Here is a 22,070-nt window from a genome sequence, read left to right on the forward strand (position 1 = left end):
GGTCACCCATATCACGAAGTGGTCACAACGAACTCGCCGCTAGTGACAGTGACCAGCGAAAGCGCGAAGGATTCGGTCACGCGTGCCCTGCATCTGAGGGCCCTGTTCTCTGGAGGAAAGAGAACGTGAGCAAACCCCGAAACCTGAGCCGGCGGACCTCCGCCGCGCTCTTCGCGTCGGTCGTGGCGGCCAGCGCCGTGACCGTGGCGGGCGGTGCCGCCACCGCGAGCGCCGCCCCCGGCGCCGCACCCGATGCCTCCCAGGCCACCCCCGTGGAGGCGCTGGGCTCGCACGACGCCAAGCTGCTCGCCGCGGCGGAGGCGAAGAAGGCCCCGACCGTCACGCTGATCGTGGCCACCAAGAAGGGGGAGGCGAAGGACGTCGCCGCCGACCTCAAGAACCTGGGCGCGGCCGTCACCGAGCGGTACGACAGCATCGGCTACGTCCTGGCCAAGGTCCCCACCTCGAAGGTGGTGAAGGCGGCCACCCTGCCCGGTGTCTCCGCCGTGGACCTCGACGAGACCATCCAGCTGCCCGACCCGACCCCCGAGGTCGCTCCCTCCGGCAAGAAGGCGGCGAAGCAGGCCGCGACCCTGCCCGGCCCCGGGGCCGACACCCGGGCCGACAACCCCTACATGCCGTCGAACGAGACCGGCGCCGTCGACTTCGTGGCGGACAACCCCCAGTGGGACGGTCGCGGCGTCACGATCGGCATCATGGACTCCGGTGTGGACCTCGGTCACCCGGCGCTCCAGAAGACCACCACGGGCGAGCGGAAGATCGTCGACTGGGTCACCGCGACGGACCCGTTCGAGGACGCCACCTGGCGCCCGATGCTCACCGAGGTGACCGGTCCGACGTTCACCTCCGGCGGCGCGACCTGGACGGCCCCGGCGGGCACCTACCGGTTCAACCGGTTCAGCGAGTCGATCACCAGCGCCAGCGACCCGGCCGGTGACGTCAACCGCGACGGCGACCGGACCGACACGTTCGGCATCCTGTACGACCCGGTGACCCACAACATCTGGGTGGACACCAACCAGAACAACAACTTCACCGACGACGCCATGATGCGGCCGTACAAGGAGAAGTTCGACGTCGGCTACTTCGGCACCGACAACCCGGCCACCCCGGTGGCCGAGCGGATCCCGTTCGTGGTCGAGTACCGCGAGGACGTGGACACCGCGCCCATCGGCGGTCCCGGCCTGCTGGACTACGTCAACATCGGCATCGTCGAGAGCACCCACGGCACCCACGTCGCCGGCATCACCGCCGCCAACGACATGCTCGGCAACGGCGCCTTCGACGGTGCCGCGCCCGGTGCCAAGCTGGTCTCCGCCCGGGCCTGCTCGTGGGGTGGTGGCTGCACCTACGCCGCCCTCACCACCGGCATGGCCGACCTGGTGATCAACCGCAAGGTCGACGTGATCAACATGTCGATCGGCGGCCTGCCGGCGCTGAACGACGGCAACAACGCCCGCACCCAGCTCTACAACAACCTGATCACCACCTACGGCGTGCAGATGTTCATCTCGGCCGGCAACTCCGGCCCGGGCCTGAACACCATCGGCGACCCGTCGGTGGCCGGCAACGTGGTCAGCGTCGCGGCGAGCATCAGCAAGGACACCTGGCTGGCCAACTACGGTTCCGCGGTGAAGAAGAAGAACGCGCTGTTCAACTTCTCCTCCCGCGGCCCGCGTGAGGACGGCGGCGTCAAGCCGAACGTCACCGCGCCGGGCTCGGCCATCTCCACCGCCCCGACCTGGCAGCCCGGCAACGCGGTCCCCGAGGCCGGCTACCCGCTGCCCCCGGGCTACGCGATGCTGAACGGCACCTCGATGGCCTCCCCGCAGGCCGCCGGCGCCGCCGCGCTGCTGCTGTCGGCCGCCAAGGCGACCGACAAGGGTGTCACCCCGGCCGCGCTGCGCCGGGCGATCTACAGCTCGGCCAAGCCGATCAACGACGTCCCGACGTACGGCCAGGGCTACGGCATGTTCAACGTGCCGGGCGCGTGGAAGCTGCTGCGCAAGGGCGTGGAGACCCGCTCCTACACCTCCGAGGCCCCGGTCTGCACCGTCCTGTCCGGTCAGTTGTCCACCCCGCACCAGGGCACCGGCCTCTACAACCGGTGCGCCTCCACCGACGGCGGGCAGCGGATCGGCCAGTCGAAGACCTACCAGGTCAAGGTCACCCGCACCAGCGGGCCGGCCGGCACCGTGAAGCACAACGTGGGCCTGCGCGGCAACGACGGCACCTTCAAGGCGCCGAAGAGCGTTTCGCTCCCGCTGAACAAGACCGTCACCATCCCGGTCACCGCCAAGCCCGCCGCTGCCGGCGCGCACGGCGCGATCATGACGATCGACGACCCGGCCACCTCGGTCATCGACTTCGAGGTCTCCACCGTCGTGGTGGCCTCGAACGACGTGAAGAAGCCGGACTTCTCCTTCTCGGCCGAGGGCTCGGTCGACCGGAACGGCTTCACCTCGTACTTCGTGACGGTTCCGCCGGGTGCGGGCGCCCTCCAGGTGAACCTCTCCGGCATCGCCACCGGTTCGCAGACCCGGTTCATCGCCTTCAACCCGTACGGCGTCCCGGTGGAGAGCACCTCCAGCCTGGCCTGCTACACCAACTTCTCCGACGCCAACGCCTGCAAGCCGCAGGAGCGCGACTACCAGAACCCGATCGCCGGGGTCTGGGAGATCGAGGTGGAGTCCCGTCGGACCTCGCCGTCGCTGAACAACCCGTTCCAGCTCACGGCGCGGGTGCAGGGTGTCGCGGTCGAGCCGGCCGTGGTCGAGCTGCCGTCGGTCACCGCCGGTGCGGCGACCCCGGTGACCTGGTCGCTGACCAACACCTTCGGCCCGGTCGCGGTTGCCGGCCAGGGCGGCCCGCTCTCCAGCGTCCACGCTGAGCGGCCCACCATCGTCGAGGGCGCGTCGCACGAGTACATCGTGGAGGTGCCGGCGGGCGCGACCCGCTTCACCGCCCGGATCGGCAACCCGGCCAGCGCCGCGGCCGACCTCGACCTCTACGTCTTCCGCGGCGCCGCGGAGGTCGGTCGGGCCGCCGACGGCGACTCCGAGGAGGCCGTGACCATCAACAACCCGCCGGCGGGCACCTACCGGGTGGTCGTCGAGGGCTACGCCGTGGACGGGGCCGGTGGCAGCACCGCCTACGACTACCGGGACTCGTTCTCCGCGGCGGCGCTGGGCAGCCTGTCGGCGTCCACCACCCCGCTCAACCTGGCCCACGGCGCCACCGCCACCCTCACCGGTACGGTGACCGCCCAGTCCACCCCGGTCGCCGGTCGGGCGCTCTTCGGTGAGCTGTCCGTGGTGACCACCGAGGGCGCGGTCGTCGGCCGCGGCGCCGTCTCCATCGGCACCGTGAACTGACCCGTTCCACACGGAAACACTGGAGCCCGTCCCCACTCCGGGGGCGGGCTCCGGTGTCTCGCTCCCGCCTGCCCGGCACCCGCTGTTTCCTGCCGCCGAAGTCCTGCCCGTCCTGAGGTGCGCGCGGCTGCCCTGACGGGGTGCGCGGCTGCCCTGACGGGACTGCCGCCGGTGGGCTGGTCCCATAGTGCGGCTGTCGGGCGCGGCTGGGTACCGCGCAACGCCGACGCCACCGGCATCCCCGGAACCGCCAACGCTGTCGGGGCGCGGTAGGGCGCCCCGGCGTTGTCGAGGCCCTCGACGACGGTGATCGCACCGCAGGCGCTGTCGAGCTGCCCCGTCCATAGGACCGCCGGAGGGATGGGCGGTGCGAGATCCACCCCGATGGTCAATCGGATACGGGGCTTTCCGGAGGGCCAGCAACTCCTCGAGTTTCTGCTGCTCGGGACGCCTTGGTGCTCCAGCCGCTCCCCCGGGGTCCCCTCCTCGGAATGCCTTGATCTCCAGCGACTCCCCGGGTCCACCGGTGGGCGGTCGCATTGCCCCATCTGTGAGGGCAGCTCGACAGTGGGCTACGGACAACACGTCCACGTCGACCATGCGCGCCGCGGTCGTCGTCGTGGCTACTGCCGGCGTACAACTCCCGCCTGGGGCGGGTCTCGGTGACGTTGCGTACTCTTCGGGGCGGAGGCGGCGTTCTCGGGTGGAGGGTGATCGGTGGCGCGTACCTGGTTGTCCGTACGGGTCGAGCTGGTCTCTGGTCGTGGCATCGACCTGTGGCCTCGACCTGGCAGGGTCTTCGCCGCGAGCCGGTCACATACCTTCGCTCAATTCGCTGATGCGATCGACGGGGCGTTCGCCCGCTGGGACCTGGCGCACATGCACATGTTCACGCTGGCCGACCAGACCCAGGTCACGCCGCTTGAGCTGTGGGATGGCGAGGCGCCCGAGGGCAGCATCGACAGCGACCGGACCAGGCTGAGCCGGCTGGGTGGCGGCGAGCAGTTCGCGTACGTGTTCGACTTCGGTGACGACTGGGCGCATCTGTGCACGATCGCCGAGTCCCGCATCGACCCGTTGGAGACGCTCGGCGTTCTGCCTGCCGAGCCGGTGCCGTACTTCGGCTGGGGTGACTTGCCCGATCAGTATGGCCGGCGCTGGGACGGCGACGACGGCGAGTCGCAGCCGCCGAAACCGCCGCGCCGACCGCTTGCCGAGCTTCCGCCGCTGCTGCCATGGTGGGGACCGCGCCAACGCGGACAGTAACGGCCCGCTGCCGCACCGCCACGGGCGGCGGGCGGGCAGCGGGCACGACGGACGTCCCGGTCGAGGTCCTTGCCGATCCGGTCTCAGCCGCGGCGGGCGGTTTCGACCAGGAAGGGCGTGCCCTGCTGGCAGGTCGTGAGCAGGTCGCGCTGGACCCGGCCGGTGACCGTGACCTTCACGCCCGGCGTCAGCACGTCACGCGGGCCGCCGACCAGCAGGTAGTTGTCGAGCAGCAGGCAGTTGGGCTCCACCCCGGAGGTGACCGTCCCGGTCAGCGTGGTGCCACCGGCCGGCGGCGACGTCGGCCCGCCGGTGCCCTTCGAGGGCGGGGGCAGCGCCGGAGCGGTCGGGTCGACCGGGTCGCCTGGGGTCGGTGGGACACTCGGATCCGGGCTGGGCGGGCTGGTCACCGGCTGCGCTCCCGTCGGAGTGGGGGTGGTGTCGCCGGTACCGTCCTGGCCGCCACAGGCGCTCAGCGCCACGCAGACGGCCAGCGCGGAGACGGCGAGCCGAAAGGTCCTCATACCCTTGTCCGACGCAGCGGGGCCGCGTGTCGTTCCCGCCCGTCAGCCACGGACCGCGGCGGCGGCCTTCATGTCCCGCTTGAGCTCCTGCGGCAGCGAGAAGGTCAGCCGCTCGTTGGCGGTCACCACCTCGTCGACGTCGGTGAAGCCGCGCGCGGCGAGGTGGGCGAGCACCTCCTGGACCAGCTCGTCGGGGACGCTGGCGCCCGAGGTCAGGCCGACCGTACGCGCCCCCTCCAGCCACGCGTCGTCGATCTCGTGCGCGAAGTCGACGAGATGTCCGGCGCGCGCGCCGGCGTCCAGGGCGACCTCGACGAGGCGTACCGAGTTCGAGGAGTTGGTCGACCCCACGACGATCAGCACGTCGCACTCGGGCGCGATCTCCTTGACCACGTGCTGCCGGTTGGAGGTGGCGTAGCAGATGTCGTCGCTGGGCGGCGACTGGAGCATCGGCAGCCGCTTCTTGAGCCGGGCCACCGTCTCCAGCGTCTCGTCGACCGAGAGGGTGGTCTGGGAGAGCCAGACCACCTTGTTCGGGTCGCGGACGGTGATCCTGTCGGCGTCCTCGGGGCCGTCCACGAGCTGGATGTGCTCGGGGGCCTCGCCGGAGGTGCCGATGACCTCCTCGTGCCCCTCGTGGCCGATCAGCAGGATGTCGTAGTCCTCGGCGGCGAACCGCTTCGCCTCCTGGTGCACCTTGGTGACCAGCGGGCAGGTCGCGTCGATCGCCCGCAGGGAGCGGGCCCTGGCCTGCTCGTAGACCTCCGGGGCGACCCCGTGCGCGGAGAAGATGACGGTGGCGCCCTCCGGCACCTCCTCGTTCTCCTCCACGAAGATCGCCCCCTGGGCCTCCAGGGTCTGCACGACGTGCTTGTTGTGCACGATCTGCTTGCGTACGTAGATCGGGGCGCCGTAGAGCTTGAGGGCCTCCTCCACGGTCTGCACCGCGCGGTCCACGCCCGCGCAGTAGCCGCGGGGCTTGGCCAGGATCACGCGCTTGCCGGTCCGGGACGTCGCTTCAGCCTGAGTCACCCGACCATCGTACGTGCCGCCTCCCGAGCCCCTCGTTGATCATGCCGCCCGCGACACGCCGTCGGCGGCACGCCGCCTTCATGATCGACGGCGCTGGGGACTGTGGGTCGTAGGGTGGGCGGATGAGCACGGGAGAGGTGGGGCGGAGCACCCCCGAGGAGCCGTGGCCGGTCCGGGTGGTCAGCCAGAAGGTCGGCGCGTGGATCGCCCGGCTGGGCTGGGTGTGGGTGGACGGGCAGGTGGCGCAGATCAGCCGCCGGCCGGGCGCCAGCACCGTCTTCCTCACCCTGCGGGACCCGTCGGCCGACCTGAGCCTGACCGTCACCACCAACCGGGACGTCCTCGACGCCGGCGCGCCGGAGCTGCGCGAGGGCGCCCGGGTGGTGCTGCACGCCAAGCCGGAGTTCTACGCCGCCCGGGGCACCCTGAGCCTGCGCGCCGACGAGATCCGGCAGGTCGGCCTCGGCGAGTTGCTGGCCCGGCTGGAGAAGCTCAAGAAGCTGCTCGCGGCCGAGGGGATGTTCGACCGGGCGCGTAAGCGCCGGCCGCCGTTCCTGCCCAACCGGATCGGGCTGATCACGGGCCGCGCGTCGGCCGCCGAGCGGGACGTGCTGGACAACGCCCGCCGGCGCTGGCCGGCGGTGGAGTTCCGCACGGTCAACGTGGCGGTGCAGGGGCCGGGCGCGGTCCCGCAGATCGTCGACGCGCTCAAGGTGCTGGACGCCGACCCGACCGTCGACGTGATCATCATCGCCCGGGGCGGGGGCGGCATCGAGGACCTGCTGCCCTTCTCCGACGAGGCGCTCTGCCGGGCGGTCTTCGCCTGCCGTACACCGGTGGTCAGCGCGATCGGCCACGAGACCGACGCTCCGCTGATCGACTACGTTGCCGACCTGCGGGCCTCGACGCCGACCGACGCGGCCAAGCGGGTGGTTCCCGATCTCACCGAGGAGGTACGCCTCATCCGGCAGGCCCGGCACCGGCTCGAACGCGCGGTGCGCAACCTGGTGGACCGCGAGTCGCACCGGCTCGACGGGCTGCGCTCCCGCCCGGTGCTGGCCCGCCCACAGGTGATGGTCGACCAGCGGGCCGCCGACCTGACCGGGCTGCGGCAGCGGGCCGGGCGATGCCTGGACCACCGGCTCGCCGCCGCCGACGACGACCTGCGGCACACCCTGGCCCGGTTGCGCGCCCTCTCCCCCGCGGCCACCCTCGACCGGGGCTACGCGATCGTCCAGCGCGCCGACGGTCACGTCGTGCGAGCCGCCACCGAGGTCGGCAAGGGCGACCCACTCCGGGTACGCCTCGCCGAGGGCGAACTGGCCGCGACGGTCGACGGCTGAACGAAGTGGGGATCACGATGTGGTGGGATGGCAGCGATGACTGACGAGAAGAAGGACGAGCGGCTCAGCTACGAGCAGGCCCGCGCCGAGCTGGCGTCGGTGGTCGAGCGGCTGGAGGCCGGCGGCACCACGCTGGAGGAGTCGCTGGCGCTCTGGGAACGCGGCGAGAAGCTCGCCGACACCTGCCAGCGCTGGCTCGACGGCGCCCGCGCCCGCATCGACGCCGCCCGCCAGGAATCCCCCTCCTGACCCGTCCGTGCCGATCAGGCAGTCGTGGTGGGCGGAAACGGCGTTCGACGCCTTCCGTCACCCACCACGACTGCCTGATCGACGCGCGCTGAGTCAGCGTCAGTTGAACAGGTTGTAGAGCTCGGCCGGCGCCTCGACCACCTGGTCCGCCGGCGGCTTCTGCGCGGCGGTGGCGTTGCCGTAGTCCGAGTAGGTGATCCGGATGTCCTGCGCCTTCGTCTGGCCGGCGGCCGGGATCTGGACGACCATCTCGCTGAGCCGGCCCTGCGGGTCGAGCTTCGCGGTGAACGGCACCGACTTCGCCTGCGCCCCGAGGGCGGTGATCACCGTCGGGTCCACCGAGCCCGCCTCGGCCGCCTTCGACACGTCGATGGTGCCGGCGTACGCGCCCTCACCCGTCCGGCGTACCTCCGTGATGCCCTGCGTCAGCACCTCGCTGCCGGCGGGGTCCACCTTGTCGAAGTCGAAGCCGAGGTTCCGGTTGCCCTTGATCCGGGTCTGGTCCAGGTGCTGGTACTTGCCGAGGTTGAGCTTCTGCACGCCCGGCACGCTGTTGGCGGTCGCGCCACCGAGCTCGACCTTCACCCAACTGTCCGGCTTGTAGTGGACCAGGTCCAGCTTCATGAACAGGTCGTCGGTGGGCTTACCGACCGTCACGCGCATCTCGGCGCTCTGGGTGGGTTCGTGCACCCGCCCCTCGGCGGTCGAGCCGACCCCGGACATGGTGAACCGGAAGTTGCCGTTGCTGATCTCGCGCGTGGAGGCCAGCAGCGCCTGCTTGGCGTCACCGGACGCCGGGGCCGCGCTGCCGGAGGCCGCGGGCGTGCCGGACGCCGAGACGGTCGGGGAGGCGGACGAGCCCGCCGTCGGGGCCCCGGTGGCGTTGCAGGCGGCCAGCCCGGGAGTGAACAGGGCGGCGGCCACCAGGCCGGCGCTCAAACGTCGAACAGTCATGCGTGTCTCCCACGTGGGTCACCCGACGCACCTGTCGGCGGCCGGAACCGGGCGACGCACCACGTCGGCTGCGCCGCGCGAACCCCGTGGGGCCGGCTGCCGCGGCGACCGACCCGGGTTCGCTCCACTTCTGTTCCCTGTCGCCGCGTCGCACAATCACCGGGATGTCCGGTTGCCCCGGTCGGGTGACCCCGGAACACGGAAACGGGGCGGCCGGAGCCGCCCCGTTCCGTGTGCCGGTGTCAGTTCTTGAACATCTCGTAGATGTCGTCGGTCGCCTCGACCACCTTGTCCGCGGCCGGCTTCTGCGCGGCGGTGGCGTTGCCGTAGTCCGCGTACGTGACCTTGATGTCGTGCGCCTTGGTCTCACCGGCGGCCGGCACCGAGACCACCAGCTCGGTGAGCCGGCCCTGCGCGTCCAGCTTGGCGGTGAAGGGCAGCGCCTTGGCCTGCGCGCCGAGGGCCTTGACCAGGTCGGCGTCCAGGGTGGCGGCGTCGCCCGCGGCGGACACGTCGAGCTTGCCGGTGTAGCTGCCCTCGGCGGTCTTCTGCACCTCGGTGATGCCCTTGGTCAGCTTCGCGCTGCCGGCCGGGTCGACTTCCTCCATGTAGCGGCTGAGCTCGCCGGCGCCCTTGACCTTGGACTGGTCGAGGTGCTGGTACTTGCCCTTCCACTTCTCCGCGCCCGGGATCATGGCGCCCAACTCGCCGAGGTCGAGCATCACCCAGCTGTCCGGCTCGATGTAGATCAGCTCCATGGCCATCGACGTGCTGCCGGAGTCGTCGTCGAACTTCATGCTGAACTGGGCGCTGTTGCTGGGCTTGTGCACCAGGCCCTTGCCGTTCAGCCCGGCACCGGCCAGCGTGAAGGTGAAGTTGCCCTTCTCGATCTCCTTGGTGGAGGCGAGCAGCGCCTCCTTCGGGTCGGACGGGACGGACACCTCGGCCGAGGTGGCACCGGCGGGCTCGGAGGCGTCCGACTTGCAGGCGGTCAGGCCGGGAACGAGCAGCGTGGCGGCGAGCACGCCGACGCTCCACCGTCGAATGTTCACAGTTGTCTCTCTTCGTGAAACGGAAAGCACCCGACCAACCAGGGTCGCCGGGTAGTGGGCCGGGGCAGCGTAGCCGATCCGACCGACACCTGGGGGGTGGCGACGGAGCCGGCTAGCGGATGGACCCGGCCAGCTGTCGCAGCTCGTTGTCCCGGGCGTCGCCGATCACGATCACCGTCCGGTCCGGTTCGAGCAGGACCAGCGCCTGCTCGTTGCCCCGGGCGGTGTACCGCTGCCAGGTGCGCCCGCCCAGGTCGGCCTGGCCCTGCGGCTGCCCCGCGGCGGTCAGTTCGGCCGGCAGCAGCCGCTCCGGCGGCACGCTGCTCTGCACCAGTTGGGCGCCCCGCCCCTCCGGGGTCACATAGCCGAGGCGGAGGCTCGACCCGCCCTCGACCGTCTGGAACTTGGCGGTGACCGTACGCCACCCGTCGTCCAGCCCCGTCGGTTCGCTGACCGGGAAGACGGCGGCGGCCCGCGCCGACTCCAGGGCGGGCGCCGGGTCGACGGTCGTCGGCTGGTCGCCGCCGAGGAACCCCCGGTAGAAGGCGAACAGCAGGGCGATCGGGATCAGCAGCACGAGCAGCGAGATCGCCATGTCCTTCGGCGAGCGTTCCGACTTGCGGGTGTCGACCGCGGGCGGCGGCGCGGGCTGCTCGCCGGTCTCCGCCGCGCCGTCGGGCGGGGCCGTTCCAGGGGCGCCGGCGGGCTCGACCAGCGCCGGCTCCCCCTCTGGTACGGCGGCGGCCCGGCTCGGGGCGACCGGCGGCTGACCGTCCGGCGGGGTCGAGTCGGCGGGTACGCGATCGGCAGGCTGTGCGGGTTCCACCCTGCCATCTTCGCAGCCGCCCGACCGGCCGTATCCAGGCCATCACCGCCCCGACCCCGCGCCGGGTGAGCCATCGTGTGAGGATCAGCGACAAACCCGGCAGCGGCGACGCCGCACCCTGCCGCCCCGCAACGTCGCGAGGAGGAGCCGTCATGACGAACACCAGGACCCGGATCCCACAGGATCTCGACCGCAACCTCGCCCTCGACCTGGTCCGGGTCACCGAGGCCGCGGCGATGGCCGCAGGTCGCTGGGTCGGCCGGGGCGACAAGGAGGGCGGCGACGGAGCGGCCGTCGACGCGATGCGCAAGCTGATCAACTCGATCCCCATGCGCGGCGTCGTGGTGATCGGCGAGGGCGAGAAGGACAACGCCCCGATGCTCTTCAACGGCGAACACGTCGGCGACGGCACCGGCCCGGAGGTGGACGTCGCCGTCGACCCGGTCGACGGCACCACGCTGATGAGCAAGGGCATGCCGAACGCCCTGGCGGTGCTCGCCGTCTCCGAGCGGGGTGCGATGTTCGATCCGAGCGCGGTCTTCTACATGGAGAAGCTCGCCGTCGGGCCGGCGCACGCCGACGTGGTGGACATCAACGCCGGGGTGGCCGAGAACCTGCGCCGGATCGCCAAGGTCAAGGGCACCGACGTCTCCGAGGTGACGGTCTGTGTGCTGGACCGCAGCCGCCACGACGACCTGGTCAGGCAGATCCGCCGGGCCGGGGCGGGCATCCGGTTCATCTCCGACGGGGACATCGCCGGCTCCATCGCGGCGGCCCGGGGCGAGTCGGACGTCGACGTGCTGATGGGCATCGGCGGCACCCCCGAGGGCATCATCTCCGCCTGCGCGCTGAAGTGCATGGGCGGGGCGATGCAGGCCAAGCTCTGGCCGCGCGACGCCGAGGAGCGGGAGAAGGCGCTCGCCGCCGGGCACGACCTGGACCGGGTGCTGAGCACCGACGACCTCGTCACCGGGGACAACTGCTTCTTCGTGGCCACCGGCGTCACCTCCGGCGACCTGCTGCGCGGCGTCCGCTACCGGGCCGGCGGGGCGTACACGCAGTCGATCGTCATGCGTTCGAAGAGCGGCACCATCCGCGTGATCGACTCGTACCACCGGCTGGAGAAGCTGGCCCTCTACTCGGCGATCGACTTCGACGGCCGCCCCCTGGCCGAGCAGGAGTGAGCCTGACCGGGACGCTGGCCCCGCCGGCCCCGTCGGCGACCCGCCGCATCACGGGGGTGGGCCTCGCCACCGCCTCCGGGGTCGCGGTGGCCGTGCAGTCCCGGATCAACGGCGAGTTGGGCGTACGCCTGGCCGACGGGATCGCCGCCGCGGTGGTCTCGTTCGGCCTGGGCCTGCTGGTGCTGCTGGTGCTGGTCCCCGCCACCCCCGGTGGGCGGCGGGGGCTGACCGCCCTGCGCGGCGCGCTCACGGACGGCACGCTGCGGCCGTGGCAGTGCCTCGGCGGGATGTGCGGCGCGTTCCTGGTCGCCGCACAGGGGCTGACCATCGGCACCCTCGGGGTGGCGGTCTTCACGGTGGCGGTGGTCGCCGGCCAGTCCGGCAGCAGCCTGGCCGTCGACCGGGCCGGGATCGGCCCGAGCGGTCGCCAGGCGGTCACCCCGCAACGGCTGGCCGGCGCGGGGCTGACCGTGGTCGCGGTCCTGCTGGCCGTCGGCGACCGGCTCGGCGACCCGGGCACCCTCGGGCTGGCCCTGCTGCCGCTGCTCGCCGGGGTGGGCATCGCCTGGCAGCAGGCGGTCAACGGCCGGGTACGGATGGCCTCCGGCAGCGCGTTGACCGCCACCCTGGTCAACTTCACCGTCGGTACGGTGGCCCTGCTGGTCGCCCTCGCCGTCGACGTCGCGGTCCGGGGTTGGCCGGCGGGCAGCCCGCCGACCGAGCCGTGGCTCTATCTCGGTGGGCCCATCGGGATCGTGTTCATCGCGATCGCCGCCGCGATCGTCCGGTTCACCGGCGTGCTGTTGCTCGGCCTGTCCACCATCGCCGGGCAGATCGTCGGCGCCGTGCTGCTGGACCTGCTGCTGCCCACGGCGGCCTCCCGCCCAGGGCCGGTCACCCTGCTCGGCGCGGCGCTGACCATGGTCGCGGTCCTCGTCGCCGCCCTCGCACCGGTCACACCCGGCCGCCCGGCCCGCTGACCAACCGGGCCGCCCGCCAGCCCAACAGCAGCCCCGGCACGGTGGCCGCCACGGCGAGCAGCAGAGCCGTGCCGGCGTGCACAGGCCGGCCGTAGAGCCAGCCGACCAGCGGCAGCGCGGCCAGCACCAGGGTCAGGGCGACGGCCAGCAGCACCTCCAGGACCCATCGCCCCGGCGACCCGGCCGGTGCCCGGACGGACAGCAACAGCACGCCGAGCAGGACCGCGAGCAGGGCACCGAGACCCAACGCCGGGATCAGCCCACCCGACCAGGCCACGGCCAGCAGCACCCAGGCGGTGGCTCCGAGCGCGGCCAGGCAGATCAGCCGCCAGCGGGCGGTGCCGGCCCGCAGTCCCGCCCGCGTACCCGACACGGCGAGCACCGATCCGGCCAGCGTGAGCCCCAGCAGCAGGGACAGGAGCGGATCGTCGCCGCGGTCCGCCGGGGTGCTCCGGCCGAGTGCCGGTGGCCGCCCGTCGAACGGGTACGGGCCCACCCCCGGCTCGCCGACCAGGCCGATCCGCTCCCAGCTGCCGTCCGTCCGACGGATGGCGAAGCCGTCCCGGCCGTTGGCCACCAGCACCACGTGCTGGCCGTCGCCGGTGTCCCGCACGGTCAGCTCCTGCGAGGCGATCCGCTCCCCGCGCGGCCCCGGTTCCGGGTACTGCCGGCGGAGCACGGCCCGCTGCTCCTCCGTCGCGCCCCAGGCCGGATGCCAGCTCCGGCCCGCGTCGTCGCTCTGCTCCACGGCGAGCCGGCCGGGGACCACCCGGTAACAGCACGTCGGCGTGGCGGTCGAACAGCTCCGGCTGACAGGGCCCGCGACCGGCCCCCTCTCCCCGGTCAACGCCTCGACCTCGCCCGGCGTCGGATCGCGCCACGTCGCCCCGGCGTCGTCGCTCATCCGCCAGGAGGCGACGGTGTCGAAGACGTGCCTGTCGTAGCCGTGGCCGATGCCGGCCGCCAACCGTTCGTCGAGGACCACCGCCCGGACGGCGTCGGGGTAGTGGACCGGGCTGGTGGCCGCCACGGCCAGCGTCGCCGCCGGCAGCAGCACCAACAGGCGGACCAGCCGCGCGGGCCGACCCCGTACCGGTTCGCGCCGCGCCCGGGACCAGCTCCACCACGCGAGGGCGAGCGCCGGCAGGGCGAGCAGGTCGGTGCGGTCCGCCCGGACCAGCGACGGCCCGCTGACGGCGCTCCACGCCGCCGAGGCGACGGCTGCGGCGTATCCGCTGGACTTGACGGCGGTGAAGCCGGCGGCCACGAGACCGAGCCCGAGCCCGACGGCGACGCGGGCCGGCAGCCGTGGGACCAGCAGCGTGAGCAGCACCGCGACCAGCGGCGGCGCGAGGAGCAGACCGGCGGCGTCGCTGAGCTTGCCGGTCAGCACGCCGGGGAAGGCCGCCTTGAGCAGGTGGTCGTTGACCGCGAGCAGGACGAGGGCGGCAACCGTCGCGGGGTGACCCAGCCAGGCCAGGGTCGCCGGGGCGCCGTCGCGGTGCCGGGGTGGGTCGTTCATCGGCCCACGATCACAGCCACCGATCTCGATCCGGCCACGGTCGGGGCAGCATCCGGTACCGGTGCCCGGCTGCCCTCCGGCCGGTGGGCGGGTTCAGGTGCCGTCGGAGGAGTGCCCGGGGAACAGGTGCGCGCTCGGGTCGATGGCCACCGCCGCGTTGTTGACCGCCGTGGCGGCCTCGCCGAAGCCGGTCGCGATCAGCCGCACCTTGCCCGGGTATTCGGTGATGTCGCCGGCCGCGAAGACCCGGGGCAGGTTCGTCGCCATCGCGCTGTCGACCACGATGTGCCGGCGGTCCAGCCGCAGCCCCCACTCGGCCAGCGGCCCGAGGTCGGCGGTGAAACCGAGGGCGGCCACCACCGTGTCCACCGGCAGCAGCTCCGCCGCGCCGCCGCGTACGGTGACCTCGGCGCCGGTGACCGCGCCGTCGCCGTACAGCCTGGTCACCTCGGCGTTGACGATCACGCGTACCGGCAGCTCCAGCACCCGGGCGACGGTGGCCGCGTGCGCCCGGAACTTCTCCCGCCGGTGCACCATCGTCACCGAGCGCGCCAGCGGCTGGAGCGTCGACGCCCAGTCGAAGGCGGAGTCGCCGCCGCCGACGATCAGCACGTCCCGGTCGGCCAGTTCCGTCGGCTGCGGTACGAAATAGACGATCCCGGTGCCGACGAAGTGCTCCGCCACCGGCAGCGGACGGGGCGTGAAGCTGCCCAGCCCACCGGTGACGATCACCGCCCCGCACCGGAGCTGCTCGCCCCCGGCGAGACCCAGCACCGGCCGCCCCTCGGCGTAGGAGAGCTTCTCGGCGGGGGCTCCGAGCAGGTAGCACGGGTCGAAGGGGGCCGCCTGGGCGACGAGGTTGGCCACCAGGTCCCGCCCCTTGACCGCCGGGAAGCCGGCCACGTCGTGGATCAGTTTCTCCGGATACATGGCGGTGATCTGGCCGCCGGGCTCGGGCAGCGCGTCGACGACCGCGACGGAGAGCCCGCGGAATCCGGCGTAGTACGCCGCGAACAGCCCGGCCGGACCGGCCCCGATCACCGCGACATCGACCTCGCGCATGGGCGTACCGTCGCTTTCCGCTCACGGATCAACGCGTGCTGATTCCGACGGTAGGGCCGACGGCGTGCCCGGGCAAGCATGTCCCACCGCACCGCGCGGCACCGGCGCGTCGGCGCTCAGGGCATGGTGAGCGTGGACTCCGAGCGGTACGGCCCGCCGAGGTCCCCGCGGCGGCGCCGGAAGATGATCGCGGCGACCACCCCGCCGAGCAGCCCGAACAGGTGCCCCTGCCAGGAGATCCGCTCGTCGGTGGGGAGGATGCCGACCAGCTGCCAGCCGTAGAGCAGGCCGACCAGCAGGAAGACGGCGAAGTTCCACCAGCTCCGTTCGACGATGCCCCGGGTGAGCAGGATGCCCAGGTAGCCGAAGATGACGCCGCTCGCACCGACGACCACTGAGGTCGACGAGCCGGTGAACCACACCCCCAGCCCGCTGACCAGGATGATGACGAGCGTCGACCAGAGGAACCGGCGGGCACCGGCGGCGAGCACGAAGGTGCCGAGCAGGATCAGCGGGATGCTGTTGCTGTAGAGGTGGTCGAAGCCGTGGTGCAGGAACGGCGAGAAGAAGACCCCGTCGAGCCCGTCGATGCGCTTCGGGATGATCCCGGCGGTGGCGTCGAGGCCGAACGCGAGGCCCTGGTCGAGGGCCTCGATGAGGAACAGGAACGGCACCACCGCGCACATGGCGACGAAGGCCCGGCCGAGCGCGGCGTAGAACGCCTCGGTGCCGAACCGGTGCGGGTCGCCACTTCCCGGGTGCAGGTTCACCCGTCAAGAGCTATCAGGTGACGGGCCTCGCCGCCACTTCTGCGGCGATCCCGTACCCGGAACGACGAGGGCGGGGTGTGTGGACGCCCACACACCCCGCCCTTCAACGTCGATCAGTACCAGCCCACGTCCTGGGAGTGCGCCCAGGCCTTGCAGGGCGTGCCGTAGCGGCCCTCGATGTAGCCGAGGCCCCATTTGATCTGGGTCGCCGGGTTGGTCTGCCAGTCGTCGGCGACGGAGCCCATCTTGCTGCCCGGCAGCGCCTGCGGGATGCCGTACGCGCCGGACGAGGAGTTGCGGGCCTTGTGGTTCCAGCCGCTCTCCTTGTTCCAGAGCTTGTTCAGGCAGGGGAACTGGTCCATCCCGAAGCCCGCCTTCACCATGAGCGCGCAGCCGACCTCGCGGTTGCCGCTGAACTCGGCGCAGGACGCCGGGATCGGCCCGTCGTACGGCTTGCTCTCGGCGGCCTTCTCGGCAGCGGCCTTCTCGGCGGCCTCACGGGCCTTCTTCCGCGAGGCGGCGGCGGCCTCGGCCTCGCGGGCCCGCTTGGCGGCCTCCTTGGCAGCCGCGGCGGCGCGCAGCTTCGCCTGGTACTCGGCGGTCCGCTGCTTCGCGGACTGCACCTGATGGGTGGCCTGCCGTTCGCGCTGGTACTCGAATTCGGCCTGCTCGACAGCGACGCCGACCTGCGCGGTCAGGCCCTGCTGCTGGGTCTGTCGGTCTTCGCCCAGGTAGACACCGCCGGCAACGCCCACCGAGAGCAGCGCGACAGCGGCCGTACGGGCGCCGAACCGGCTCCACAGCCGACTCACGAAGTGGTCCCTTCGTCGGGTGCAAGGACACGGCGCGGGGCGGCACCCGGGTCGGATGCGTCCTCGCCGCAAGCGCCCCGACCCGGTGCCGGTCGCAGCCGACGTACTCCGGTGGAGATGCCGGCGTGTCCTGTGACGAACGATCACCAACGATCTTCTCGGTACGCGGGCGCTCGTGGGACACGATTGCGCACAGTGGGACTGATGGGAAACCAACAGCCCCTATTGTGACTTGCGCCACAAAGAGAATGGGTACAAAGCCCTACATAACGGCCCTCATTGCGGGATGTCCTCCAGCAGATCCGTCACCATCGCGGCGATCGGCGACCGCTCCGAACGGCTGAGGGTGACGTGGGCGAAGAGCGGATGGCCCTTGAGCGCCTCGATCACCGCGGTCACCCCGTCGTGCCGCCCGACGCGGAGATTGTCCCGCTGCGCCACGTCGTGCGTGAGCACCACCCGGGAGCCCTGGCCGATCCGGGAGAGCACCGTCAGCAGCACCCCGCGCTCCAGCGACTGCGCCTCGTCCACGATCACGAAGGCGTCGTGCAGACTGCGGCCCCGGATGTGGGTCAGCGGCAGCACCTCCAACAGCCCCCGCGACGTGACCTCCTCCAGCACGTTCTCGTGCACCACCGCGCCGAGCGTGTCGAAGACCGCCTGCGCCCAGGGCGACATCTTCTCCGACTCCGAACCCGGGAGATAGCCCAGCTCCTGGCCGCCGACGGCGTACAGCGGGCGGAAGACGACGACCTTCTTGTGCCGGCGGCGCTCCATCACCGCCTCCAACCCGGCGCAGAGCGCCAGCGCCGACTTGCCGGTGCCCGCGCGCCCGCCCAGCGAGACGATGCCCACCGACTCGTCCAGCAGCAGGTCGAGCGCGATCCGCTGCTCGGCCGAGCGGCCGTGCAGCCCGAACGCCTCCCGGTCGCCGCGGACCAGTCGTACGGTCTTGTCGGGCAGCACCCGGCCGAGCGCCGAGCCCCGGGTCGAGTGCAGCACCAGGCCGGTGTGGCAGGGCAGCCCGGCGGCGGCGTCCAGGTCGAGCGACTCACCGGCGTAGAGCTGGCCGATCTGCTCCTCGGCGAGCTCCAGCTCGGCCATCCCGGTCCAGGTGGGGTCGCTGGCCTGGCCGTGCCGGTACTCGTCCGCCCGCAGGCCCACCGAGGCGGCCTTGACCCGCAGCGGCATGTCCTTGCTGACCAGGGTCACCTCCCGCCCCTCGGCGGCGAGGTTCAGCGCGACGGAGAGGATCCGGGCGTCGTTCGAGTCGGTGCGGAACCCCGGCGGCAGCACGCCGTCGTCGGAGTGGTTGAGCTCCACCCGCAGCGTGCCGCCGGAGTCGTTGGCGGGCACCGGGCGGTCCAGCCGCCCGTGCAGGACCCGCAGCTCGTCCAGCATGCGCAGGGACTGCCGGGCGAACCAGCCCAGCTCCGGGTGGTGTCGCTTGCCCTCCAGTTCGGAGATGACCACGAGGGGCAGGACCACCTCGTGCTCGGCGAAGCGGTGGAAGGCCGCCGGGTCGGACAGGAGCACCGAGGTGTCCAGGACGAACGCCTGGCCTGCTGGTCGGGGCTCCTCGGTGCCGACCGGAGCGGCGGACGCGCTGCGGCGGCTCCGGGTGGCGCGGCGGGTCGTGGCAGTCGCGGCCGGGGTCTGGTCGGTCCCGGCGGGCGTACGGCGAGTCGTCACAGGCCTGCTCCGACGGATGGGCACCCGCCACCCGCGTTCCGCCTCCTCCGGTGCCCGGGGACACGGGGTCGGATGCGGAACCCCGTGCGCGAGGTCGCAGATCCGGGCGGACCGGCTGGCCCGGGAGAACCCCGTGCCATGCCTAGACGCTAGCCGCGTCGGACCCCTTGGGCTAGAGGGCGAACGTGGATCTCCGGGGACCGTCTGGTGAACGGGACCGGCGGCGGAACCGGCCGGGATGCATGCCCCCTGCGCGCATCCCGGCCGGCGGGACCACCGTCACCGGTCTGACGTGGTCCCGACGGTGCGTGTCCGCCGCGGACGCCGCACCGCGCCTGGGTTCCGGCCGACGGGGCCTCGGGCTCCCCGCCGACCGGGGCTCAACCGGTCCGCCGGACCAGGGTGCCGGCCGGGTGCCGTCCCGCGACCGGCGCGACCGGCGCCGAGAACGACGATCCGGTGTACGTGGTGCCGGGCCGGACCACAGTGCCGGTGACCCGGGTGGTGGTGGCGGGCGACGGGCCGGCCAGGGCGGAGGCGATGGCCGCCTGGGCGTCGCGGCGACGCCGGTTCCAGGCACCCCGGTCGCCGTCGAAGTAGCCCTGCCGGTAGCCGAACCGGTAACCGATCCGGTAGCTGAGTTGCCCGTGCAGTCGCCCGGCGGCGTAGCTCGTGGCGCCGAGGACGAGGACGAGGAAGGCGGCGAGGAAGGGGCTCATCCGGCGGCTCCGGTCCGCCCCGCGGGCCGGGTCATCGCTCGTCCGGCTCGGTCGAGGTGGGCTCGGTGACCAGGAGCCGGTCCAGGTCGTCCGTGCCGACCTCCTCGACCAGCTCGACGCTGATCCGGCAGCCCTCCAGGACGACCTCGGCCACGGAGGAACGGCGGATCTCGCCACCGGCGTCGTACACCCGGACGCTGAGTTCGGGGCAGCCGAGGTGGGTCCGCCAGGCATCCCACTCCATGCGGTCGCCGACGCTGAGCGACAGGTAACGGCAGCCCCGGGCGAGGTAGAGCCGCCACGGCGCACTCAGGCCCGTGGCCACCCCCTCCGCGATCAGGCCGAAGGCCTGGGCACGGGTGGCCAGCTCGGTCACCACACCCCCCTCGCGCCGGAGGCGTGACGCATGTGAGCACTGATCGTCTCATGCACGTGACACACCGTAGATTGTCCCATGAGCGTGACAGTATCAGCTTTTCGTCCGTTTACCACGACCTCTACGGGCATCTATTCTGCCCAGGTGACACCCCTCAGGAACGGTGCCGGATCGTTTACCGGCACGCCGACGACTACGTCACGTCCGCGTGACAACAGTGCGCCAGGACGCGCGCCGGTGGCCGGGTGGTCGTACCGTCACCAGGTGACCGAGACGGCCAACGCACGGAAGATCGCCTTCGCCAGCTTCGTCCGGAGGGCGCTCGACGAGGCCCGGGCCACCCGGGCATGGAGCGGCACCGAGGTGTCCCGTCGCACCGGCGTCTCCCGGCAGACCATCAACCGCTGGGTCCGGGGCGACTGGGCGAGCGACCCGGAGGCGGAGCGCGTGGTCGCGTTCTGCGAGGGCCTCGGCCTCAGTCCCGCCACCGCCTTCGCCGCCCTGGGCTGGGAACGGACGACCACCCCGCGCAGCTCCCCGACCCCACCGCCGATGGACCCGGACGTGGAGGCGCTGCTGCGCCGGCTCGTGGACCCCGACGTCTCCGACGCGGAGAAGTTCCACATCCGGGAAACCATCAGGTATCTCGCGTATCGCCCCACGCTCCCGGTCGATGTCCGAAAACGAGGTCGACAGGCCGGCTAGTTCCTCAGATGGCGAAAGAACAGCAGGTCAGACTCATTCGTTTCGCTCCAGGGCCGGAACGGGCGCGCTAGCGTCCGTATTCGTACTGCTTGGGCTCGTCGTCGGCGGGGGGACGGGACAAGGCCGAACCCAGCCCTGCGGGACAGAAGGAGGGGTCTGTCCATGACCCTGAAGTGGATGGCAGTCGTGATCGCCACCGTGTCGCTGACACTGGGCGTGACCGGAAACGTGGTGACCCTGGCGGTCAACGGCGGGCAGCTTCCCCTGCTCGTCAATCTCCTCGCGCTCACCTCCGCCGGCACCGCGGTCGTCCTGGCCGTGGTCGCCGAGCTGCACGACCGGCTCGACAACCGGGTCAGCGCCCTGACCGACTTTCTCGTCGGCCGGTTGAGGGAGATCGAGGAGCGCACCGGCGACCGCAACAGCGGCTTCGTCGAGGGTTACCTGCTCAGCCACGGCCAGGAGGCCGCCGTCGTGCCGTTCGGCCGGCGGGGACGGGGAGCCGCCGAACGCTGACCGCCAGGCCCGCCGCACATCGGCCGCGCGCCCCGAAGCGCGGCCGGAGGCCACCTCCCGGCCCGGGATTGAGCCGCCCCGACCGGGGTACGCTGACGCGCGTGCCACCGTTGAATCTGGGCAACCAGCAGCCGAGGATCCCGTTGGACGCCGACCAGGCCTGGCGGACGACCGCCGGGCGGTCGTCCGGGACCGTGCTCTTCTTCGACTTCGACGGCACCCTGGCGCCGGTCGACGACGACCCCACCGCCGTACGCCCCGCGCCGAAGGTGCTGACGGCGATCGAGGCGCTCGCCCCGGTCGTCCGACGGATCGCGATCGTCTCCGCGCGCCCGGTCGACTTCCTCCGCGACCACCTCGGCGGCCTCGCCGGCGTCGACCTGTACGGCCTCTACGGCCTGGAGCACAGCCACTCCGGCGGCGAGACCGTGACGGAGCCGGCGGCCCTGCCCTGGGTGCCCACCATGGCGGAGCTGGCCGACCTGGCCCGGGCCGAGCTGCCCGAGGGCACGCTGGTGGAATACAAGCGACTCTCCGTGGCGCTGCACTGGCGCACCGCACCGCAGCTCGGCGCCGCCGTCGAGCGGTGGGGCCTGGCCCAGGCCGAGCGACTCGGGCTCAAGGTCCAGGCCGGGCGGATGGTGCTGGAGCTCAAGCCCCCGGTCGACCGCGACAAGGGCATGGTGATCGACGAGATCGTCCAGGACGCCGAGGGCGCCTGGTACTTCGGCGACGACGTCTCCGACATCAAGGCGTTCGCCGCGTTGCGGGCCCGGGCCGCCGCCGATCCGCACTTCTTCGGCGTCTGCGTCGCCGTCGCCAACCCGGAGACGGGCCACGAGGTGGCGGAGGCCGCCGACCTGACCCTGGACTCCCCCGCCGCCCTCGGCGACTTCCTCACCGCCGCCACCCGACACCTGACCTGACCCGCCCCACCCCACCCGCCCGGCTCGGCTCGGCGATCTTGCACTTTGTGCCCGGTCAAACAGTGACGAAGCGGTCACCAGTGGGGCCGAAGGTGCAAGATCGCGGAGAAGAGGGCGCGGCGCAACGGCGCGGCGCGGCGCGAAAGCACGGGCGGTGGGAGTGGG

21 protein-coding genes are annotated in these 22,070 nt (G+C 72.2%); 9 read left to right on the plus strand and 12 right to left on the minus strand.

The window, feature by feature from the left end:
* The first annotated feature begins 125 nt into the window (after positions 1-125).
* Complete coding sequence (locus tag AB0D32_RS01910; protein WP_357083278.1) at positions 126-3,395, plus strand: S8 family serine peptidase; 3,270 nt, start codon at positions 126-128, stop codon at positions 3,393-3,395.
* Between the two features lie 717 nt (positions 3,396-4,112).
* Positions 4,113-4,661: a hypothetical protein gene (locus tag AB0D32_RS01915; protein WP_357083281.1), complete on the plus strand. Its 549-nt coding sequence runs from the start codon at positions 4,113-4,115 to the stop codon at positions 4,659-4,661.
* A gap of 83 nt (positions 4,662-4,744) precedes the next feature.
* On the opposite strand, the gene AB0D32_RS01920 is transcribed toward AB0D32_RS01915, so the two are convergent.
* Together AB0D32_RS01920 and AB0D32_RS01925 are read right to left on the minus strand one after the other, a co-directional pair.
* Positions 4,745-5,185 carry a hypothetical protein gene (locus AB0D32_RS01920; protein ID WP_357083284.1) on the minus strand — a complete coding sequence of 147 codons (441 nt, stop codon included), beginning with the start codon at positions 5,183-5,185 and terminating at the stop codon, positions 4,745-4,747.
* Between the two features lie 42 nt (positions 5,186-5,227).
* Positions 5,228-6,217 carry a 4-hydroxy-3-methylbut-2-enyl diphosphate reductase gene (locus AB0D32_RS01925; RefSeq protein WP_357083287.1) on the minus strand — a complete coding sequence of 330 codons (990 nt, stop codon included), beginning with the start codon at positions 6,215-6,217 and terminating at the stop codon, positions 5,228-5,230.
* A gap of 122 nt (positions 6,218-6,339) precedes the next feature.
* Here AB0D32_RS01925 and xseA point away from each other — a divergent pair, with 122 nt between their 5' ends.
* Both xseA and AB0D32_RS01935 read left to right on the plus strand, forming a co-directional pair.
* Positions 6,340-7,560 (plus strand): exodeoxyribonuclease VII large subunit, encoded by a 1,221-nt coding sequence (gene xseA / locus AB0D32_RS01930; protein ID WP_357083290.1) that lies wholly within the window; start codon positions 6,340-6,342, stop codon positions 7,558-7,560.
* Positions 7,561-7,596: 36 nt separating this feature from the next.
* A complete protein-coding gene (locus tag AB0D32_RS01935; RefSeq protein ID WP_357084181.1) occupies positions 7,597-7,809 on the plus strand; it encodes an exodeoxyribonuclease VII small subunit in 213 nt (70 codons plus the stop codon).
* Positions 7,810-7,908: 99 nt separating this feature from the next.
* Here the strand turns inward: AB0D32_RS01935 and AB0D32_RS01940 are convergent, their stop codons facing one another.
* The 3 genes from AB0D32_RS01940 to AB0D32_RS01950 form a co-directional block, all read right to left on the minus strand.
* Positions 7,909-8,763: a hypothetical protein gene (locus tag AB0D32_RS01940; RefSeq protein ID WP_357083293.1), complete on the minus strand. Its 855-nt coding sequence runs from the start codon at positions 8,761-8,763 to the stop codon at positions 7,909-7,911.
* 242 nt (positions 8,764-9,005) lie between these two features.
* Complete coding sequence (locus AB0D32_RS01945) at positions 9,006-9,815, minus strand: hypothetical protein (RefSeq protein ID WP_357083296.1); 810 nt, start codon at positions 9,813-9,815, stop codon at positions 9,006-9,008.
* Between the two features lie 112 nt (positions 9,816-9,927).
* Entirely contained in the window at positions 9,928-10,641 is a 714-nt protein-coding gene (locus AB0D32_RS01950; RefSeq protein WP_357083299.1) for a DUF4245 family protein, read from the minus strand.
* A 152-nt stretch (positions 10,642-10,793) separates the two neighbouring features.
* Here AB0D32_RS01950 and glpX point away from each other — a divergent pair, with 152 nt between their 5' ends.
* Together glpX and AB0D32_RS01960 are read left to right on the plus strand one after the other, a co-directional pair.
* Positions 10,794-11,825, plus strand: a complete 1,032-nt coding sequence (gene glpX / locus AB0D32_RS01955) for a class II fructose-bisphosphatase (RefSeq protein WP_357083301.1) — start codon at positions 10,794-10,796, stop codon at positions 11,823-11,825.
* The gene (locus tag AB0D32_RS01960; RefSeq protein WP_357083304.1) at positions 11,822-12,805 is read left to right on the plus strand and encodes a DMT family transporter; all 984 of its coding nucleotides are present in this window, start codon (positions 11,822-11,824) and stop codon (positions 12,803-12,805) included. The genes glpX and AB0D32_RS01960 overlap by 4 nt, the downstream gene beginning before the upstream one ends.
* Here AB0D32_RS01960 and AB0D32_RS01965 read toward each other — a convergent pair.
* From AB0D32_RS01965 to AB0D32_RS01995, 7 genes are all read right to left on the minus strand, one after another.
* Positions 12,780-14,327 carry a hypothetical protein gene (locus AB0D32_RS01965; protein WP_357083307.1) on the minus strand — a complete coding sequence of 516 codons (1,548 nt, stop codon included), beginning with the start codon at positions 14,325-14,327 and terminating at the stop codon, positions 12,780-12,782. The genes AB0D32_RS01960 and AB0D32_RS01965 overlap by 26 nt on opposite strands.
* A gap of 93 nt (positions 14,328-14,420) precedes the next feature.
* A complete protein-coding gene (locus tag AB0D32_RS01970; RefSeq protein WP_357083310.1) occupies positions 14,421-15,389 on the minus strand; it encodes an NAD(P)/FAD-dependent oxidoreductase in 969 nt (322 codons plus the stop codon).
* 116 nt (positions 15,390-15,505) lie between these two features.
* Positions 15,506-16,159, minus strand: coding sequence for a rhomboid family intramembrane serine protease (locus tag AB0D32_RS01975; RefSeq protein ID WP_091622729.1), 654 nt, complete (start codon positions 16,157-16,159; stop codon positions 15,506-15,508).
* A 113-nt stretch (positions 16,160-16,272) separates the two neighbouring features.
* Positions 16,273-16,971, minus strand: coding sequence for a lytic transglycosylase domain-containing protein (locus AB0D32_RS01980; RefSeq protein WP_357083313.1), 699 nt, complete (start codon positions 16,969-16,971; stop codon positions 16,273-16,275).
* Positions 16,972-17,247: 276 nt separating this feature from the next.
* Positions 17,248-18,663 (minus strand): PhoH family protein, encoded by a 1,416-nt coding sequence (locus AB0D32_RS01985; RefSeq protein ID WP_357083316.1) that lies wholly within the window; start codon positions 18,661-18,663, stop codon positions 17,248-17,250.
* A 380-nt stretch (positions 18,664-19,043) separates the two neighbouring features.
* Entirely contained in the window at positions 19,044-19,382 is a 339-nt protein-coding gene (locus AB0D32_RS01990) for a hypothetical protein (RefSeq protein WP_357083319.1), read from the minus strand.
* Between the two features lie 31 nt (positions 19,383-19,413).
* Positions 19,414-19,758: a hypothetical protein gene (locus AB0D32_RS01995; RefSeq protein WP_357083322.1), complete on the minus strand. Its 345-nt coding sequence runs from the start codon at positions 19,756-19,758 to the stop codon at positions 19,414-19,416.
* Between the two features lie 264 nt (positions 19,759-20,022).
* On the opposite strand from AB0D32_RS01995, the gene AB0D32_RS02000 reads away from it, so the two are divergent.
* From AB0D32_RS02000 to otsB, 3 genes are all read left to right on the plus strand, one after another.
* Complete coding sequence (locus AB0D32_RS02000) at positions 20,023-20,463, plus strand: helix-turn-helix transcriptional regulator (protein ID WP_357083325.1); 441 nt, start codon at positions 20,023-20,025, stop codon at positions 20,461-20,463.
* Between the two features lie 162 nt (positions 20,464-20,625).
* On the plus strand, positions 20,626-20,979 hold the full coding sequence (locus tag AB0D32_RS02005) for a hypothetical protein (RefSeq protein ID WP_357083328.1): 354 nt from the start codon (positions 20,626-20,628) through the stop codon (positions 20,977-20,979).
* Between the two features lie 101 nt (positions 20,980-21,080).
* A complete protein-coding gene (gene otsB / locus AB0D32_RS02010; RefSeq protein WP_357083331.1) occupies positions 21,081-21,905 on the plus strand; it encodes a trehalose-phosphatase in 825 nt (274 codons plus the stop codon).
* Positions 21,906-22,070 lie beyond the last annotated feature (165 nt).

It is taken from the genome of Micromonospora sp. NPDC048170, assembly GCF_040652795.1.
GTDB lineage: Bacteria > Actinomycetota > Actinomycetes > Mycobacteriales > Micromonosporaceae > Micromonospora.

Excerpts from the sequence above, each read along its gene's own strand:
- AB0D32_RS01920 (WP_357083284.1), bottom strand. The coding sequence starts at position 5,185 with ATGAGGACCTTTCGGCTCGCCGTCTCCGCGCTGGCCGTCTGCGTGGCG.
- xseA (WP_357083290.1), top strand. The coding sequence starts at position 6,340 with ATGAGCACGGGAGAGGTGGGGCGGAGCACCCCCGAGGAGCCGTGGCCG.
- AB0D32_RS01935 (WP_357084181.1), top strand. The coding sequence starts at position 7,597 with ATGACTGACGAGAAGAAGGACGAGCGGCTCAGCTACGAGCAGGCCCGC.
- AB0D32_RS01940 (WP_357083293.1), bottom strand. The coding sequence starts at position 8,763 with ATGACTGTTCGACGTTTGAGCGCCGGCCTGGTGGCCGCCGCCCTGTTC.
- glpX (WP_357083301.1), top strand. The coding sequence starts at position 10,794 with ATGACGAACACCAGGACCCGGATCCCACAGGATCTCGACCGCAACCTC.
- AB0D32_RS01965 (WP_357083307.1), bottom strand. The coding sequence starts at position 14,327 with ATGAACGACCCACCCCGGCACCGCGACGGCGCCCCGGCGACCCTGGCC.
- AB0D32_RS01970 (WP_357083310.1), bottom strand. The coding sequence starts at position 15,389 with ATGCGCGAGGTCGATGTCGCGGTGATCGGGGCCGGTCCGGCCGGGCTG.
- AB0D32_RS01990 (WP_357083319.1), bottom strand. The coding sequence starts at position 19,382 with ATGAGCCCCTTCCTCGCCGCCTTCCTCGTCCTCGTCCTCGGCGCCACG.
- AB0D32_RS02005 (WP_357083328.1), top strand. The coding sequence starts at position 20,626 with ATGACCCTGAAGTGGATGGCAGTCGTGATCGCCACCGTGTCGCTGACA.